Genomic DNA, 15,938 nt, shown 5'->3' with positions numbered 1-15,938 from the left:
CGCGAAGTCCTGGGTCGAGATGTCACTCGGACCACTGTTGCCGAACAGCAAATGCGGCATGGCGGTGATAGCGGTCCACTGACCTGCAGCGCTATTGTCGGCGTGCCCACGGCCATGGCGCTACTCTCGCTGAGGCATCGCCTCTGGAGTGCACCATGGCACTGAAGGATCTTCTTCCCGGCAAGCTGGGTTTCGGTACCGCCCCGCTGGGAAACATGTTCCGAGATATTCCGGAGGCGGAGGCGCGGGCCACCGTGGAGGCCGCGTGGGCGGACGGAATCCGCTACTTCGATACCGCTCCTTTCTACGGGGCGGGCCTGGCCGAGATCCGGCTGGGCGAAGCGCTCGCAGGACGACCCCGCGACGAGTACGTCATCAGCACCAAGGTTGGACGCCTGATCCTGGACGAAGTGGAGGATGTCAGCGCTCGCGACCTGGGAGAGAAAGGCGACGTGTTCAAGTACGGTCGCCCGAACCGGATCGTCAACGACTATTCGGAAGATGCCACGTTGCGATCCATTGCCGACAGTCTGCAGCGGCTCGGCACGGACCGGATCGAAGCCGTCTGGGTTCACGACGTGGCGCAGGACTTTTACGGGGATGAGTGGCTCGGCGTGTTCGAAGGTGCACGCAAGGGCGCGTTCCGCGTTCTCGACCGGCTACGTGACGAGGGCGTGATCAAGGCCTGGGGGCTGGGCGTCAATCGGGTGGAACCGATCGAACTGCTGCTCGACCTGGAAGTTCCCCGGCCAGACGGCTTCTTGCTGGCAGGCCGCTACACGTTGCTGGATCACTCCCGTGCGTTGCAGCGCGTGATGCCGCGGGTGGCTGCACGCGGACTGGGCATCGTGGTCGGTGGACCCTACAGTTCCGGCGCGCTCGTCGGTGGTCCGAACTTCGAGTACGCGCCCGCCACGCCCGAGATCCTGGAGCGGGTAGCGCGCATCAAAGCGATCGCGGACCGCCACGGTGTCGGCATGAAGGCTGCCGGACTCCAGTTCGCGCTGGCCCACCCCGCGGTCGTCGGCGCGATTCCCGGTGCGAGCAAGCCGAGCCGTGTGGCAGAGGATCGCGCGGGACTGGCCGAAATCGTGCCGGAGGCGTTCTGGCGCGAGCTGCGCGAGGCACGGCTTGTCGACCCTGCGGCGCCGTTGCCGTTCGGCGTGTGATGGATGTGATCCCAGCCCTGCCCTGCCATCGGCGATAGACTCCATGAAGGGCCGTCACGCCTGGAAGCGTCCGCGATCCGATCGACAAACGAGGATGCCAGCTTGGAACAGCAGATCGCCGTACCGACGTCACGCGAGCAGCTCTGGGCGTTACTCGCCGAAGCGGCCGAGATCGAGCACCACCTCATGTGCTGCTACTTGTACGCGGCCTTCAGTCTCAAGGAGAGCACTGAGGAAGACCTGTCGGAAGTCGAGTTCGACTCCGTCGAGCGCTGGCGCCGCGAGATTCTCGCCGTCTCGGTGGAGGAGATGGGCCACCTCGCCATCGTCTGCAACATCCTGTCGGCCCTTGGCGCGCCGGCCCATCTGGTCCACCAGAATTTCCCGATCCCGCCCGGCTATCACCCGGCGGGCGTCGTGGTGAAGCTCGCGCCGTTCAACCGGCAGACACTCGCCCACTTCGTCTACCTCGAGCGGCCCGACGACGCCGAAGTACAGGATGGCGAGGGCTTTGAACCGCCTCAGCGCTACTCGCGTGCGCTCGGCATGGACCGACTGATGACGGCCTGCACGGACTACGAAACGGTAGGCGAACTGTACCGCTCGGTGTCGGCCGGCCTGCAGCGCCTGAGTGAATCGATGGGCGAACGGCGCCTGTTCGTGGGCAATCCTGAGCACCAGCTCGACGCCGACGGCGCACGGCTGCCCGGATTGAAGACCGTCCGATGCCTGACAACGGCCCTGGAGGCCATCGACGCGATCGTGCGCCAGGGCGAAGGCGCCGACTCGTGCACCGGCGACTCGCACTACCAGCGCTTCCTTCGCATCGGTCGCGAGTACGACGCTCTGCTGGCGACCCGGCCAGAGTTTCGTCCCGCGCGAATGAGCGCCCACAATCCGGTCATGCGGCCACCCCCCACTCCCGAGGGCCGACTTTGGGTCAGCGAAGAACCCGCCGCCGCGTTGCTTGATCTGGGCAACGCCCTGTACAACCACTGCCTGCGATGCGTGTCACTCGCCTATGGCGACGTCGGCCGGGACGCGCAGGCCGCGCTCGTGTCGGCAGGTGTCGACCTGATGCACCTGCTCACGCCCGTCGCGACCCGCCTGGGCACCCTGCCCGCCAATCCGAGCATGCCGCAGGCTACCGCCGGCCTGAGCTTCGCGACCATTCGTTCGTCGGCGGCACTCATGGGCGAAGCGGGAAGCGTCGATATCCTGGTCGAGCGATTGCGCGAGATCGGCGAGCGTTGCGAGCGCCTGATGGATATGCATCCGAAGGAGGCCGACCTGCTGGAAGCCACTCGGGTCGGCACGCTGCGCCTCGCCAATCGACTCTCCGCGCAGGCGGAACGATGCCGGCGCGAGGAAGCCTCGTCGGGTGCCGATGCCGATAGCGTCCAGGTTTCAATCGTTCGTGCGCCCGAAGAGGGCCAGGTCACGCAACCGCAACGCCTCGAGAACGGTGCGGAATTGATACCGGGCCCCGCAGTCGACATCGTCTATAACGGTACGCGCTGCATCCATGCACGTCACTGCGTGCTGGGGCTGCCCGGCGTGTTCAGGGCCAATACGCCCGGCGCATGGATCCATCCGGATGCGGCAAGCGCCGAAGCACTCGTCACCGTCGCCCATATGTGTCCGTCGGGCGCGATCGCGTATCGCCGCCACGACGGTGGCGCCGAGGAAGCGCCGCCGCCGGTCAACCTCATCCAGTTGCGCGAGAACGGACCGCTCGGTGTGCGCGCCCGCATCGTTCTGGACGGCGTACCCGTTGGCATGCGCGCTGTGCTGTGTCGGTGCGGCGCATCCAGGCAGAAGCCGTTCTGTGACGGCAGCCACAACGACATCCACTTTCAGGCGACGGGCGAACCTGCCAGCGTGGATTCGAAACCACTGCCGATGCGCGATGGTCCGCTGAACGTGGATCCGCAGGTCAATGGCCCGCTCGTTCTAAGCGGCAACGTTGAGATCTGCTGCGGCACGGGACGCACCATCAATCGCGTGACATCCACGCGGCTGTGCCGCTGCGGGGGCTCTTCGAACAAGCCATTCTGCGACGACACGCACCGTCGTAACGGATTCCGCAGCTGATCCATGCCGCCGTGGCAACACCTGGCGAGGTTCGGCGCCAATGTCGCCGGAGTTGCCATCGGCCCAGTAGATGCTCCACAGCCGCGTCCTGGGATCGAACAGGCGCAACGCCACGCCTTCGTACGGCTTCGGCGGCAAGGACTCGGTGTACTTGTCGATGTTGCCCAGGCCATCGAGGATCTGGTGCATCTCCACGCGCGAGGTGAAGTCGACCCATTCCGTCGAACCGGTGAGCCGCGATTTCAGTTTGCGATTCCTCAGGTTCCAGTTGCCAATGAGGTAATCGAAGTCGTGGCGCGAAAATGTCGCAGACGGTTCGATCGCACATTAGCACTCCCCTCATGGCCGTCCTACCCCAGATGTCCGGCATCGGCCAGGACTGCGGGCGCCTGCCCCGCTGACACCTGCGCCGCCATCCGGAGCGCCAGCGCATCCACTTCAGCCTCCGCCGCAGCGATGGACGTATGCAGCCGTTCGTCGGCGAACTCGTCGTACTCGATCGCGATACGGTCGACAGCGTCGATGCCGATGTACCGCAGGGCGGTGATGACGCCGGCTTCGACGTGGTTGCTGGCGCCAAGCCGCTCGCCCGGCTGATAACCGTAGTCGCCGCGTGAGCTCAACAGCACCAGGCGCTTTCCCTGATCCGCCAGCAACGGCCAGTAGGGTTCGCCGGAGCGGCTACGATCGAAGCCGAACGTGCGTCCGACGCGGACGATATTGTCGATCCACGCCTTGAGCGTGGAAGGCATGCCGAAGTTGTACATGGGCACGCCGATGACGATGAGGTCCGCGCCCGCCAGTTCGTCGACCAGCGTGTCGCTCTCGGCCAATGCGGCCCGCATCCATGGCTCGCGCTGTTCCTGCGCGGTGAATGCGGCATGCACCCACTGGCCCGTGACCGGCGTGGGCGGTGAAAGCGCGAGGTCACGGTAGACGACCGGATCCTGAGGTCGCTTTGCCTGCCATTGGCGCACGAAACGGGCCGAAAGCCGGCGGGTGTGCGAGCCGTGCGCCTGCTCACCCGATCGACCGGGCCGGGCGCTGGAGTCGATATGAAGTAACCTGACCATGATTCACCTGTGCTGGTTGATACGCACAGGTTCGACCTGATATCGGCTTCAGTAAAACGATCATTCTGCATCCACCAGATGACTGAAATTCATCCATGAGCGCACGTCGACTGCCGCCCCTGACCGCCTTTCGCGCCTTTGAAGCCGCCGCGCGGCACCTCAGCTTCAAGCACGCCGCCAACGAGTTGTCGCTCACCCCGACCGCCATCAGCCACCAGGTGCGCCAGCTTGAGGAGCACCTCGGCGTGCGCCTGTTCGAACGCGGCCCACGGCGCGTCGATCTCACCCCGGTCGGCCAGGAGTTGTTTACCGCATTGCGCAATGGATTCGACGCGATGGCACGCGCAGTGGATGCGGTGCGTCCCGGAACGCAACCTCGCCCCCTGGTGCTGAGCACGACGATGGCTTTCGCCTCGCGATGGCTGCTGCAGCGGATGGCGCGATTCGCACAAGCGCACCCGGGCATCGCGCTCCACCTGCACACCAGTGACGAGCCCGTAGACCTGCATGCGGGCGCTGCGCAGCTGGCGATCCGTTACGGCCCGGCCAGCTACCCGGGGCTGAACTGCGTGCCGCTGCTCCCATCGCGCTTTGCACCCGTATGCGCCCCGGCCCTGGGCGTGCGGACACCGGACGACTTGCGAAAGGTCCCGCTCATCGGCTTCGAATGGTTCCGCCGCGATGCGGACACGCCGGACTGGCCGTTGTGGTTCGAGCGCGCCGGGTGTGCGCCCTTGCCGCGCCAGTTGCAGTTCTCCGACGAAGTGCACGCCATCCAGGCCGCAGTGGCCGGCCAGGGTGTGGCCCTGGTCAACCTCGCACTTGTCGGCGACGAACTGCATTCGGGAATGCTGTTCCAGCCCTTCGACACGGAACTGGCCGGGCATGGGTTTCATATTGCCTGGGCACAGGCTCACGACGCGGATGCCGGCATCGCCGCAGTGCGTGCCTGGCTGCTGGGGGAAGCGAGCGTGGAGTCATCCCCGGCAGCGAAGTAGCTGCCACGCCCGGCTCGCCCTCTCCCGGGAACCTTTTTCGCCCTGTCGCGTCCGCAAGTTGAAGGCTCCGACAGATTCGAGGGAGGTGACGAGATGAACAGCGCTTCCAACCAGGCGCGGCGTCCGCAGCGGCGCTTGTGGCCATGGATGCTCCCTGCATTGTTGGCGGGCTGTGGTCCGGGAGCCACGCCGGAGCCCGGCTCGACCAGGGCCGAAGGCAAGGCGCCTGCCCCGGCCGCCGCACACGACGCGCACAACGACCCGGCCGCGATCGCGACAGGACAGCGAATATTCCGTTTCGACACCTTCGGCGACGAATCCTTCTGGACCGACCAGCTGAAGATGCACGAGGTGATCCGCAAGGCAGTCGATCCCAAGACCGCACTGTCGGTCGGCCTCAAGGTCGATGCCGAAGCGTTGCCGCCTGAAGTGGTCAGCGCCATCAAGGACGGGTCGATCAGCCTCACCAGCCCGGACACGACGGTCGCGCTGCTCAAGCTCGATGCCGTGGTTGGACTCAAGGGGACGGTCGAGAGCGTGGATGGAAAGGACACCTTGACCCGCGTCGGGATTACCTGCGCGCTGTGCCACTCGACGGTCGACGATTCATTCTCTCCCGGCATCGGCAAGCGCCTGGATGGCTGGCCCAATCGCGATCTCGATCCCGGCGCGATCATCGCCCTGTCGCCAACGCTTACGGCGCAACAGAAGGCGATTTACGGGTCGTGGGGAAAGGGCAAGTACGATCCGCGCTACAACCAGGACGGGCGTAATGGGCCGCAGGTCATACCGCCTGCGTACGGGCTGGCCGGCCTTGATCGCATCACGGCCACGGGTGATGGCGACGATATTGCGTACTGGAACCGCTATGTCAGCGTCACCCAGATGGGCGGACACGGTTCGTTCGAAGAGCCAAGAACCGGGGTGAAAGTGAAGCATGGCAGCGATGACCTGGTAAGCAGCAAGCTTCCCGCGTTGCAGGCGTACCAGTTGTCCCTACCCTCCCCTCCTCCGCCGGCGGGCAGTTTCGATCCGGCGGCGGCGCAACGCGGCAAGATCCTGTTCGACGGCGCTGCTGGCTGCTCCGGTTGCCACAGCGCCCCGTCGTTCACGGACGCCAACACGCGCCTGCACGCACCAGGTGAAGTAGTGAGCGAGCCGGAGACCGCGGGCGTGCCGAGCTACGCGTCGCGCAGCGCGACAAAGCAATACAGGACCGCGCCGTTGAATGGCGTCTGGCAACACCCGCCGTACTTCCACAATGGCAGCGCGCCGACGCTGGAGGCTGTGGTCGAAACCTACAACAGCAGGAAATCGCTTGGCCTGACGCCGGCGCAGGTGAAGGACGTGGCGCAATACCTCAAGTCCCTGTAGCGGTGCGACCGGGAGGCTGGCTCGAACGCGCTTCGTCGCCGCTGTCAGGCGATCGCGAGACCCACCGCCTGGAGTTCCGTGCCAGGTACGCTGCCGCGGCGGCGATCGATCAACGCCGCCACGCGTGCCTGCAACTCTGTCGGGGCAAACGGCTTGGTGAGGTAGTCATCGGCGCCTGCTTCCAGTGCTGTCACCTTGTCTGCCCATGCCTCGTGCGCGGTGAGCATCAGAATCGAAGGTCTGGCCCCTTTGGCCCCGGCAATGCGGCGACATACTTCAACGCCGTCCAACCGAGGGAGAGACCGGTCGAGGATCACCAGGTCATAAGCCCTGTCCTCAAGCCGCCCCAGTGCTTCCACGCCATCGTGCGCGAAATCGATGTCGTATCCGATCCGCTCCAGGCACTCGCCGATCAGCTCGGCGATGGTCGGATGGTCCTCGACCACCAGAATCAGCCCGCATTCCAGAACTGCCATGCAACCCTCCCCCGTCGAAACAGCGGCAACCCTGAGGGCGTAACGGTGAAGACGGTGTGGATGTGGCGCCAGGCATCAGGGATCCGAGCGTAGATCCAGCTTGGCGACCTTGTCCTGGTAGTCCTTCTTCGGGTCGATGCCCATCAGCATCTTCACCCCGGCAAGCAGGTTGTTCTCGTTGAGCCAGACCTCGCCCTGGTCGGGATCGAGCCGCAGTAGCGCCAGCTTGGGATCGTTCTTTCCCTCGTACCAGGCGGCGACGAAGGGATTCCACAGACGTTCGACCACGGTGGGATCGGTGTCGACACTCAACTCGCCGCCGACGCTGGCGAACAGCGAGTGCCCTTTCGCGGAGAACGCGGCGATCGCGCGGCGTGGTGCGGTGACCTGCTTCACCAACGCGTTGTCAGTGGAGGTGAAGAACCAGATCGGGCCCCGGCTCTCGTTCTCGAGCTGCGCCGTCATGGGCCGCGTGTGCCCCTCCTCCAGTCCGTCCACGCCCAGCATCATCGTCATGTCGGACTTGAGCGCTTCCCAGAACTTCTGCTCGAGGTCGTCGGGCTTGGTCATTGTCGGTTCTCCATCAGCGGTTGAAAGTGATGTCCCAATCTGGGAGCGCCGGGCTAAAGACGACGTGAAAGAGACGCTTACGCGGCGTGACTGGCGTGCCTCAGGCGGGTTGGGATGTTCCGCGCTTCACTCTCCGCGTGCAGCGCGTGCCGTACGGTGTGACGGATTTCGCCTTGGCCCACGGGTGATCACATGCTGGAGTTGATCGAGGTAGTGGGAATGGGGTTGGTCATGGTCTTGCCCCTGGCCAATCCGCTGACCACGGTTGCGGTGATGCTCGCGCTGTCGAAAGGCATGTCCGAGCAGGAGCGCAAGCGCCAGTCCCTGCTGTGCGCTTGCTACGTCTTCGCCATCATGACGATCGCGTACTACACCGGCCAGCAGGTCATGAGCGTGTTCGGCATCACGCTGTCCGGGCTGCGCATTGCCGGCGGCCTGATCGTGGCCTTCATCGGTTTCCGCATGCTGTTTCCGGGCGATCACGCCGAGGACGTCTCCGACGCGGATCATCCCGTCGAGGAGCGCTCCGGAAAGGCCACGCGTGACATCGCCTTCATCCCGCTGGCCATGCCCAGCACCGCCGGTCCCGGCACGATCGCGCTGCTCATCAGCACCGCGGCGATGATGAAGGACGAGCAGCCATTCGCGCCATGGGTGATGCAGCTCGCGCCGTTGCTGGTGTTCTTCCTTTCGTCGCTCATCGTGCTGGTGTGCCTGCGCAGCGCGGGAACCATCATGCGCTGGATCGGCCAGAACGGCGTGGAGGCCTTCTCGCGCCTGATGGGTTTCCTGCTGGTATGCATGGGCGCGCAGTTCGTCATCAACGGCGTGCTCGACATCATCAAGGATTACCCGCAGGTGAGCTGAGCTCGCGGTGGGGTCCGCACCTACTTCGCCGCGGTGGCGCCGGCGTGCTTCAGCTCGGCGCTGATGCGCTGCACGACCGTGGCTTCGTCGACGCTGCGGCCGAAGTGGTCCTGGTACCGTCCCTTCGCGTCGAGCAGGAACATGAAGGTCGAATGGTCCATCGTGTACTGCCCCTGCTTGCCATACGGGACCTTCTTGTAGAACACGTGGTACTTGTCGGTGATGTCCTTGATCTGCGCCGGAGTGCCGGTGAGCCCGACGAAGTTCTTGCCGAATACGCCGACGTAGGGCTTCAGCCTGGCCGGCGTGTCGCGCTCCGGGTCGACCGTGACGAAGATCGGTGTCAGCGCTACGCCGGTGACCTGCTGTGCCTGCCGGGCAATGCGCGCCATCCGCGCCAGGTCGGTCGGGCAGACATCCGGGCACGACGAGAAGCCGAAGTACATCAGCGCCGGCTTGCCGTGGTAGGTCTGGTCGGTGACGGCGCGACCGGACTGGTCGGTCAGCTTGAACGAGCCACCGACGTCCGTGCGCGTGGCCGCAAGCAAAAGGGTCGGCGCGAGCGCCGTTGCGACGATGAATGCGTGCATGCGCATGATCAGTACGCTCCCGAGTAGGCCAGCTGCAGTCCGTACAGGTCCGAGCGCTGCCCGGCCTCCTTCTGCGTCCCGGCCGACAAACCGATGCTCAGCCGGCCGGTGATGTTGTAGGTCACGCTCAGTTCATTGAGGTAATCGTGGCGGCCGGCACCGGCGATCGGCGGGCGCTTCTTGTCGGTGCGCGTCGCGCCCATCGACCAGGGGCCATAGTCGACCGTGAGCGAAGTGGTCAGGTAGCTGGTGTCGTTGCCCTGCACCGCGTTCTCGTTGTCCACATCGGCGTACTCGATGAACGGCACTACATCGAGGTAATGGCCCCTGAGCGTCTCGCCCAGGTCGGTGCCGGGCAGGCGCGCCCACATGTAGCGTGCCGAAACGATCCGCACGACTTCGTCGCCGGGCATGGTGCCGTCGTTCTGGCCAACGCCCTTCTGGTTGCGCATGTAGCCGGCCTGCAGTTCGAGGAACGGCAGCGCCGGAATGCTGGTCCAGTTCAGCGCGACCGAGTAGGAATCGAGCTTGCCGGTGTTCGCGGGGCCGCCGTCGGAACGTTGCGCGCGGCCACCGCCGCGCAGGAAGGTGCGGCTGAGTTCGGTCGTGTCGAACGTGTAGAGGCTGATGTCGGGCTCGATCAGGCCGAGCTTCTGGCTGAAGTGGCGGTAGCCGAATGTGCCACCGAGCATTCCGCCCAGGTCATAGGCCGCCACGTAGTCGTTGGTGTACAGCCCCGGTGCCTGGTCCATCGCCCGGCCGAACGGCACCTGGAACTTGCCGATCATCCACGACGTGCGTGAGGTGAGCTTGTAGTAGTTCAGCTCGTCGATCACCAGGCCGATGTCGCCAAACGTGCGCTTCTCGCCCGGGTTGGGCGGGTCGGCCGGATTGATCTCGGTGGTCAGCCGGATCTGGTCGTCCGTGCTGAAACGCAGGTAGAAGGACGTGGTGATGTCCGGATAGAAATCCGTCGTGTTGCGCGGGCCGCCGTTGGTATCGCCGTCGAGTCGGCTGAAGTCGTACTGCAGCTGCGCGCTGTAGTCTATGCCGAAGTTCGGGTACTGGCCGTCGTCCGCGCGCACTTCCGGCGCCAGTCCCATCGATCCGCACAGCGTGCCCAGTACCAGGGCCCCTGCCCTTGCCCGGCTCACGGCGCACCTCCGATCGGCCAGCTGCTCGGGTACGGAACCTTGAGGTCCTCACCGGTGTTCTTGAGGTAGCTGCACAGCTGGTTCTCGCCGTAGATGCCGCCCAGTGGCTCGAGCTTCAGCGCCTGCTCGTAGTCCTCGGGCTTGACCACCTGCACGACCTGCATCATGCCGCCGTCCTCGTGCTCGAGGATGTGGCAGTGGTAGACGAACTTGCCGAGCATGGTGGGATCGCGGAACGGGATGCGCACCGTGATCGACCCGGTCGCCGGAATGTACACGTTGTCGCGATAGCCGATGAACGGCACGGGCTTGTCGTTGATCTGCGTGACCTGGAAATCGGTCTGGTGGATATGGAACTGATGCAGTTCCTGTGACGGGTTGTAAAGCCGCCACTCCTCGACATCGCCCAGTTTGACGGTGGTGTCGACGCGGCCGTAATCGAAGCGACGGCCATTGATCAGGAAGGCATTGCCGTCGGTGGGCGAATCCTCGAACGCGAACTGCCGCGTCCGTGCGACCGGCTCCCTGCTGAAATCCTCCAGCCGCGGATACGCGCTGGTGATCCTTCGCGTCGACACCGGTGCGCCGCTGGAGCGCAATACCGCCAGCTGTGCGCCCTTGTACTGGTCGCCTGCAGGACCGGTGTTACCCGAACCCAGCTCGACTGCATGGTCGCCCGCCTGTGGGCCCACCACCAGGACGCTGACCCTGGCCGAAGGGCCGATCAGCATTTCATCGGTCATGACCTGCTGGTTGACCGTGTTGCCGTCCTGCGAAAGGATCTGCACCGGCTGTCCTTTCACCCGCACGCGGAAGTACTGGTTGGCCGAGATGTTGAGCAGGTGCCACAGCTGGGTTTCGCCCGGCTGGATCTCGATGATCGGCTGCTCCTGGCCGTTGACGGTGCGGATCGATGCGGCGGAAGTGATGATCTCGCTGGCAACCTTGCCGGTGGCGGTCTTCTGGAAATTGCGCAGCGCCAGCACTCGCTCCTGGATGCCCTTGAGCTCCGGGAACGGATCGAGCATGCCGTCGACGAGGATCGGTCCGGCGATGCCGGCTTCCACCTGACGCTGCGAGCCACCGTGGAAGTGCGAGTGGTACCAGTACGCGCCCGGGCTGTGGTCGGGCGGAAGCTTGAGGTTGTAGACGCCGACCTGGTGCGGCAGGGTCTCGCGGAAAATGTTGTCGCCTGCTTCCAGCGGAGACACCGTCATGCCGTGGAAATGCAGGTTGGTCTTCTCGTCCATCTGGTTGTCCAGGCGGATCGACATGACGCCACCGGGGCGCGTCCGGATGAGAGGCGCGTTGTAGTCGTCGTTGAAGACCAGCGAGGTGTAACGCTCGTTGCCGACGTTGACGTGGGTCAGGGATGCGCGCAGGTCGGCATGCGTCACGCCGTCGGCGCCGAAGCTGAATTCCTTCGGCGGGCGCAGGGGCTCGGACGCAGTGGTTGCCTTGTGTTCGGAGCTGCACCCTGTCGTCAGTTGCAGCAGTGCCAATGCGAGTGCGGCAGTAAGGACGCCGCTTCGAGCAGCAGGTCGGCAGCTCGTCGGAAGACTTCCCTGCACATGCGCTTCCATGGGTTCACCTCCGTGTCCGGCGCTGGAACTCGCTCACCACCCAGGCGATGTAACCGTGGCGATCGTGCTGACGACCAGGCGGAAGTGCTAGCTGCGGCCACGATCGAGCTGCATCAAGAAGATCCAACGGCGCCATGGTTATCCGGCGGCCACCGGTTGCGATCGCGGCAACTTCGATAGGCTTCGCCTCTCAGGCGATTGCGTGAATCGCTTCACGATCGCCTTGCGCCGCAGGTGCCATAGGCGGCGTCGATGCTGCACTCCGGAGCGCTAGGCCGTCTCCACCTCGGCAACCGCCACCCGGTCCCGGCCTTCGTGCTTGGCGCGATACAGCGCCATGTCGCCGGCACGCATCAACTCCAGGCCCACGTTGCCGTGTTCGGGCATGAGCGCAACGCCGATCGACACGGTGATCCTGGGCAAGGTGCCCGCAGGGCCGATCCGCAGCAGGGCGGCACCGGCGCGGATCTCTTCCGCGCGTTCCAGTGCGGTGGCCAGGTCGGTCTCGGGCAGGATCAGGGTGAACTCTTCCCCGCCGTAGCGGCAGGCAATGTCTTCGGCCCGGCATTTGGCCTGCAGCATCGCGCCGAAGGCCGCCAGTGCGATGTCGCCGGTGGCATGGCCATGGCGGTCGTTGAAGGCCTTGAAGTGGTCCACGTCCAGCATCAGCACCGCCAATGGCTGGCGCCTGCGTTCGCAGCGGGCGATCTCGCGGCTGAGCGACTCTTCCAGGTAGCGTCTGTTGAACAAGCCGGTGAGCGGGTCGCGGATGGCCTGGTGCTGGAGGCTTTCCTTGAGCCGCACGTTGGCCAGCGCCAGCGAAAGCTGTTCGCACAGGCTGATCGCCAGGCTTTCGTCCGGGATGCGACCCTGTCCGAGCCGTTGCAGCGAGATCCACCCGACCACTTCGCCCTGCGCGCTGAGTGGAATGCACAGCCCCGACACTTCTTCGGCACCGGGCGGCCGTCCGGTGTGAGGACAGCGCAGGCCATGGCGCAGGTCGTCCACGCCGAAGGCTGCATTGCGCCGCACCGACCAGCACGCATGAGGCGCCGGCGTCGGATCGGTGGGCGCCAGCCCTTCGCCCCATCTGGCTACCAGCTCCGCCTGGTCGCGCGAGGCGCGAATGACGTAGAGGAAGCCGGAGGTTCCGGGCAACAGCTTGCGAAACGTGGTCGCACTGATTTCATACAGTTCCTGCGCGTCGGACGCGCCCTGCAGCATCCCCGAATACGTGCTCAGTGCCGCCATGCTGTCGGACAGGTGCGCCAGTTGCGAGACCGTCCTGCTCAGCTCGGCATTGGAGGCCGAGGCCGCTGCTTCGGCCTGCGTGCGCTCCCGGTTTTCGCGCGCCAGCAGGCGATGGGCGTGGCCGACGAGGAACAAGCTCAATGGAATGCCGATTCCGGCGGCCAGCAACATCAGCCAGGCGGCGCGTTCGGCGCTCGCGCTGCGCGCACTCAGCAATGCCTGCTCGCCGTGCCGCAGTTCACTCAGGCGCTGGCCCACGTCGATTTCGGCAGCGCGGATCATCGCCGTCCTGGCGTCGCTGAGCGAAGGCGCGACGCCGCGGCTGCCGTAATACTCCATTGCATCGGAACTGATCGCCAGGCGCCGCTCCAGCGACTCGCGCAGTCGGATACTGCGCTGGTGCTGCTGCGGGTTGTCGATGACCATGCCGACCAGCGATTCCATCTCGCGCTGCAACTGGCCCTGGACCTTCCAGAAGTTGTCGCGACTCTCATCGCTGCCGGCCAGGATGTAGCCGCGCGATTCGGCGATGGCCTGGTGCTTGAGCGCTTCGATCTGGCTGATGAGGTTGAGGGTCGCGTGGGTATGGTTGACCCAGCGGTAGTCCGACGCGAGGTTCACCGCGTTGGCTACGACGTAGACCCCCAGCGCAACGAGGATGACTGCAGCCGCGATGAAACCCCGCAATGGCGAAAGACGCTTCAATGGCATATCGGCGCGGCCCCTGCCCGCGCTGGAATCACAAATGCGTGCGCTCCCACGCCGAGTTTTCGCTCGCCCGCCGGACCTCCGCCAATAAAACGAACCGGGAACGTCCTGGATCGTCTGCAACACCTGCAACAGTTCACCGTGACCCCACCCGGAAACTGTGGACTGCGTAGCACTTTCGCGCCTTCTCCGGACTTATCGGCGGGAACAGGGAATCCTTGAGCCGCTCCGGAGCCACGGCTCCTCCCCCTCCGATCCAATAGCCGAAACCGCTACCCTGTCGCGATGAAGCAACACTACGACGCGCTCAGTGGGATACCTGTCGATCCCGTGACCCTGCTGTACCGGCTCGGCGCCGGTGGGCCCAGCCTGCCCAAGGAGCTGGCCGCCGCACGCGCGACCAAGCGCCAGCTGGCGCTGCTGCACGTCGATGTCGACATGTTCCGCTCGATCAACTCGAACATGGGCGAGGCGGTCGGCGACCAGGCCCTGGCCGCGATCGCGCAGCGACTGCGCAAGGCCATGCCGGACGAAAGCTGGCTGTGGCGCCTCAACAGCGACGAGTTCATCGCCGGCATCCGCTACCTGCCCGGCGAGACCGACGGCGAGCAGTTGGCCGAGATGCTTCGCGATGCCTTCGAGACACCGTTGTGGATCCCGCCCTACTCCCTGCCGGTGACGCTGTCGATCGGCGTGGCGGTATTCCCCGACCATGCCAACGACGCGCCCTCGCTGCTGGCCAGTGCCGAGCGCGCACTGCTGGACGTCAAGCGACAGGGTCTCAACAGCATCGGCCTGTACTCGGCCACCGCCGACAAGAAGGCGCCCAACGACGGGTTCGCCGAGCGCTTCGTCGAGGCAATGGACAACCGCGAGCTGCACCTGTTCTACCAGCCGCTGATCGATGCCCAGGACGGCGGCATGATCGGCTTCGGTGCCCTGCTGCGCTGGGACACGCCGAGCAACGGGCTGTTGCGCGCCAGCCGCTTCCTGGAAATCGTCGAGCGTGTCGGCCTGTCGGCGCAGCTGGGATCCTGGGTGGCCGAGGCGGCCGCCAGGCAGCTGGCGCAGTGGCGCGACCAGGGACTGGATTACCTGTCGCTGTCGGTGCACCTGGCGAGCCCGCTGCTGGCGCAGCCGCGTTGCCTGGACGAGATCGGCGAGCTGCTGCACCGCTTCAACCTCAGCGGCAAGTCGCTGGAGTTCGAGGTTTCCGAAAGTGCGCTCGCCCTCGACGCGCATCGCATCCACGACACCCTGGTCGGCCTGCGCGGGCTGGGCGCAACCTTGACCGTGCAGGATTTCGGACTGGGTGGCCTGAGCTTCGCCTCGCTGGCGCAGTACCCGCTGGACCGGCTCAAGATCGACCGCAGCTTCTTCCGCAATGTCGCCAGCGATCCGCGCAGCGCCGCGGTCGTGCGCGGCATCATCGCGATGGGCCATCGACTGGGCATGAAGGTCACCGCCAAGGGCGTGGAGACCGAAGCCGAGCTGGGCTTCCTGCGCCGCAACCATTGCGATTACTTCGTCGGTCACCTGTTCAGTCCGCCATTGCCAGCCGAGCAGCTCGACGATCTCATCCGGCGTCGCTTCCTCCTGCCCGGCGCATTCGCGGCGACGCGGCCGGAGCGGACCGTGTTGTTGCTGGACGACGAGGAGAACGTGCTGCGCTCGCTCGCACGCCTGTTCCGTCGCGACGGTTACAACATCCTCACCGCCAGCAGCGTGCGCGAAGCCTTCGACCTGCTGGCGAGCAACGCCGTGCAGGTCATCGTCTCCGACCAGCGCATGCCGGACATGACCGGCACCGAGTTCCTGGCGCGCGTGCGCGACCTCTACCCCGACACCATCCGCATGGTGCTGTCGGGTTACACCGACCTGGCCACGATTACCGAGGCCATCAACCTGGGCGCGATCTACCGCTTCCTGACCAAGCCCTGGAACGACGACGAACTGCGTGAGCACATCCAGGCGGCGTTCCGCGCGCACGAGCGCCGCGCGGCTGGCGAAGAGGGATTCTGAGTCGCGCGG

General features: G+C 65.4%; 13 protein-coding genes. 6 read left to right on the top strand and 7 right to left on the bottom strand.

Annotated elements, in window-relative coordinates:
• Positions 1–155: 155 nt before the first annotated feature.
• Entirely contained in the window at positions 156–1,169 is a 1,014-nt protein-coding gene (locus AC3A3Q_RS15120) for an aldo/keto reductase (RefSeq protein ID WP_487587025.1), read from the top strand.
• A 102-nt stretch (positions 1,170–1,271) separates the two neighbouring features.
• A complete protein-coding gene (locus AC3A3Q_RS15115) occupies positions 1,272–3,263 on the top strand; it encodes a ferritin-like domain-containing protein (RefSeq protein ID WP_487587024.1) in 1,992 nt (663 codons plus the stop codon).
• Positions 3,264–3,613: 350 nt separating this feature from the next.
• On the opposite strand, the gene AC3A3Q_RS15110 is transcribed toward AC3A3Q_RS15115, so the two are convergent.
• A complete protein-coding gene (locus AC3A3Q_RS15110) occupies positions 3,614–4,336 on the bottom strand; it encodes an FMN-dependent NADH-azoreductase (RefSeq protein WP_487587023.1) in 723 nt (240 codons plus the stop codon).
• A gap of 95 nt (positions 4,337–4,431) precedes the next feature.
• Between AC3A3Q_RS15110 and AC3A3Q_RS15105 the strand changes: the two genes are divergently transcribed.
• A complete protein-coding gene (locus AC3A3Q_RS15105; RefSeq protein WP_487587022.1) occupies positions 4,432–5,334 on the top strand; it encodes a LysR substrate-binding domain-containing protein in 903 nt (300 codons plus the stop codon).
• Positions 5,335–5,427: 93 nt separating this feature from the next.
• Positions 5,428–6,708, top strand: a complete 1,281-nt coding sequence (locus tag AC3A3Q_RS15100) for a c-type cytochrome (RefSeq protein ID WP_487587021.1) — start codon at positions 5,428–5,430, stop codon at positions 6,706–6,708.
• A gap of 44 nt (positions 6,709–6,752) precedes the next feature.
• Here the strand turns inward: AC3A3Q_RS15100 and AC3A3Q_RS15095 are convergent, their stop codons facing one another.
• On the bottom strand, positions 6,753–7,184 hold the full coding sequence (locus AC3A3Q_RS15095; protein WP_487587020.1) for a response regulator transcription factor: 432 nt from the start codon (positions 7,182–7,184) through the stop codon (positions 6,753–6,755).
• A 75-nt stretch (positions 7,185–7,259) separates the two neighbouring features.
• Positions 7,260–7,754 carry a pyridoxamine 5'-phosphate oxidase family protein gene (locus AC3A3Q_RS15090; RefSeq protein WP_487587019.1) on the bottom strand — a complete coding sequence of 165 codons (495 nt, stop codon included), beginning with the start codon at positions 7,752–7,754 and terminating at the stop codon, positions 7,260–7,262.
• 192 nt (positions 7,755–7,946) lie between these two features.
• On the opposite strand from AC3A3Q_RS15090, the gene AC3A3Q_RS15085 reads away from it, so the two are divergent.
• Positions 7,947–8,621 carry a MarC family NAAT transporter gene (locus AC3A3Q_RS15085; RefSeq protein ID WP_487587018.1) on the top strand — a complete coding sequence of 225 codons (675 nt, stop codon included), beginning with the start codon at positions 7,947–7,949 and terminating at the stop codon, positions 8,619–8,621.
• 20 nt (positions 8,622–8,641) lie between these two features.
• Here the strand turns inward: AC3A3Q_RS15085 and AC3A3Q_RS15080 are convergent, their stop codons facing one another.
• The 4 genes from AC3A3Q_RS15080 to AC3A3Q_RS15065 all read right to left on the bottom strand — a co-directional run bounded on the left by AC3A3Q_RS15080 (position 8,642) and on the right by AC3A3Q_RS15065 (position 13,910).
• On the bottom strand, positions 8,642–9,217 hold the full coding sequence (locus AC3A3Q_RS15080) for an SCO family protein (RefSeq protein WP_487587017.1): 576 nt from the start codon (positions 9,215–9,217) through the stop codon (positions 8,642–8,644).
• Positions 9,218–9,219: 2 nt separating this feature from the next.
• Entirely contained in the window at positions 9,220–10,365 is a 1,146-nt protein-coding gene (locus AC3A3Q_RS15075; protein ID WP_487587016.1) for a hypothetical protein, read from the bottom strand.
• The gene (locus tag AC3A3Q_RS15070) at positions 10,362–11,867 is read right to left on the bottom strand and encodes a multicopper oxidase family protein (RefSeq protein ID WP_487587015.1); all 1,506 of its coding nucleotides are present in this window, start codon (positions 11,865–11,867) and stop codon (positions 10,362–10,364) included. Before AC3A3Q_RS15070 ends, AC3A3Q_RS15075 begins: the two co-directional genes overlap by 4 nt.
• A 351-nt stretch (positions 11,868–12,218) precedes the next feature.
• Positions 12,219–13,910 (bottom strand): sensor domain-containing diguanylate cyclase, encoded by a 1,692-nt coding sequence (locus AC3A3Q_RS15065; protein WP_487587014.1) that lies wholly within the window; start codon positions 13,908–13,910, stop codon positions 12,219–12,221.
• Between the two features lie 282 nt (positions 13,911–14,192).
• Between AC3A3Q_RS15065 and AC3A3Q_RS15060 the strand changes: the two genes are divergently transcribed.
• A complete protein-coding gene (locus AC3A3Q_RS15060) occupies positions 14,193–15,929 on the top strand; it encodes an EAL domain-containing protein (protein ID WP_487587013.1) in 1,737 nt (578 codons plus the stop codon).
• The last annotated feature ends 9 nt before the right edge of the window (positions 15,930–15,938 follow it).

The organism is Lysobacter sp. Soil_C_59 (assembly GCF_057656415.1).
This window is presented reverse-complemented; position numbering and strand designations above follow the sequence as displayed.

What these genes read in the sequence shown, in the direction of transcription:
- AC3A3Q_RS15120 (WP_487587025.1), top strand. Translation starts at nt 156, where the DNA reads ATGGCACTGAAGGATCTTCTTCCCGGCAAGCTGGGTTTCGGTACCGCC.
- AC3A3Q_RS15110 (WP_487587023.1), bottom strand. Translation starts at nt 4,336, where the DNA reads ATGGTCAGGTTACTTCATATCGACTCCAGCGCCCGGCCCGGTCGATCG.
- AC3A3Q_RS15105 (WP_487587022.1), top strand. Translation starts at nt 4,432, where the DNA reads ATGAGCGCACGTCGACTGCCGCCCCTGACCGCCTTTCGCGCCTTTGAA.
- AC3A3Q_RS15100 (WP_487587021.1), top strand. Translation starts at nt 5,428, where the DNA reads ATGAACAGCGCTTCCAACCAGGCGCGGCGTCCGCAGCGGCGCTTGTGG.
- AC3A3Q_RS15095 (WP_487587020.1), bottom strand. Translation starts at nt 7,184, where the DNA reads ATGGCAGTTCTGGAATGCGGGCTGATTCTGGTGGTCGAGGACCATCCG.
- AC3A3Q_RS15090 (WP_487587019.1), bottom strand. Translation starts at nt 7,754, where the DNA reads ATGACCAAGCCCGACGACCTCGAGCAGAAGTTCTGGGAAGCGCTCAAG.
- AC3A3Q_RS15085 (WP_487587018.1), top strand. Translation starts at nt 7,947, where the DNA reads ATGCTGGAGTTGATCGAGGTAGTGGGAATGGGGTTGGTCATGGTCTTG.
- AC3A3Q_RS15080 (WP_487587017.1), bottom strand. Translation starts at nt 9,217, where the DNA reads ATGCGCATGCACGCATTCATCGTCGCAACGGCGCTCGCGCCGACCCTT.
- AC3A3Q_RS15065 (WP_487587014.1), bottom strand. Translation starts at nt 13,910, where the DNA reads ATGCCATTGAAGCGTCTTTCGCCATTGCGGGGTTTCATCGCGGCTGCA.
- AC3A3Q_RS15060 (WP_487587013.1), top strand. Translation starts at nt 14,193, where the DNA reads ATGAAGCAACACTACGACGCGCTCAGTGGGATACCTGTCGATCCCGTG.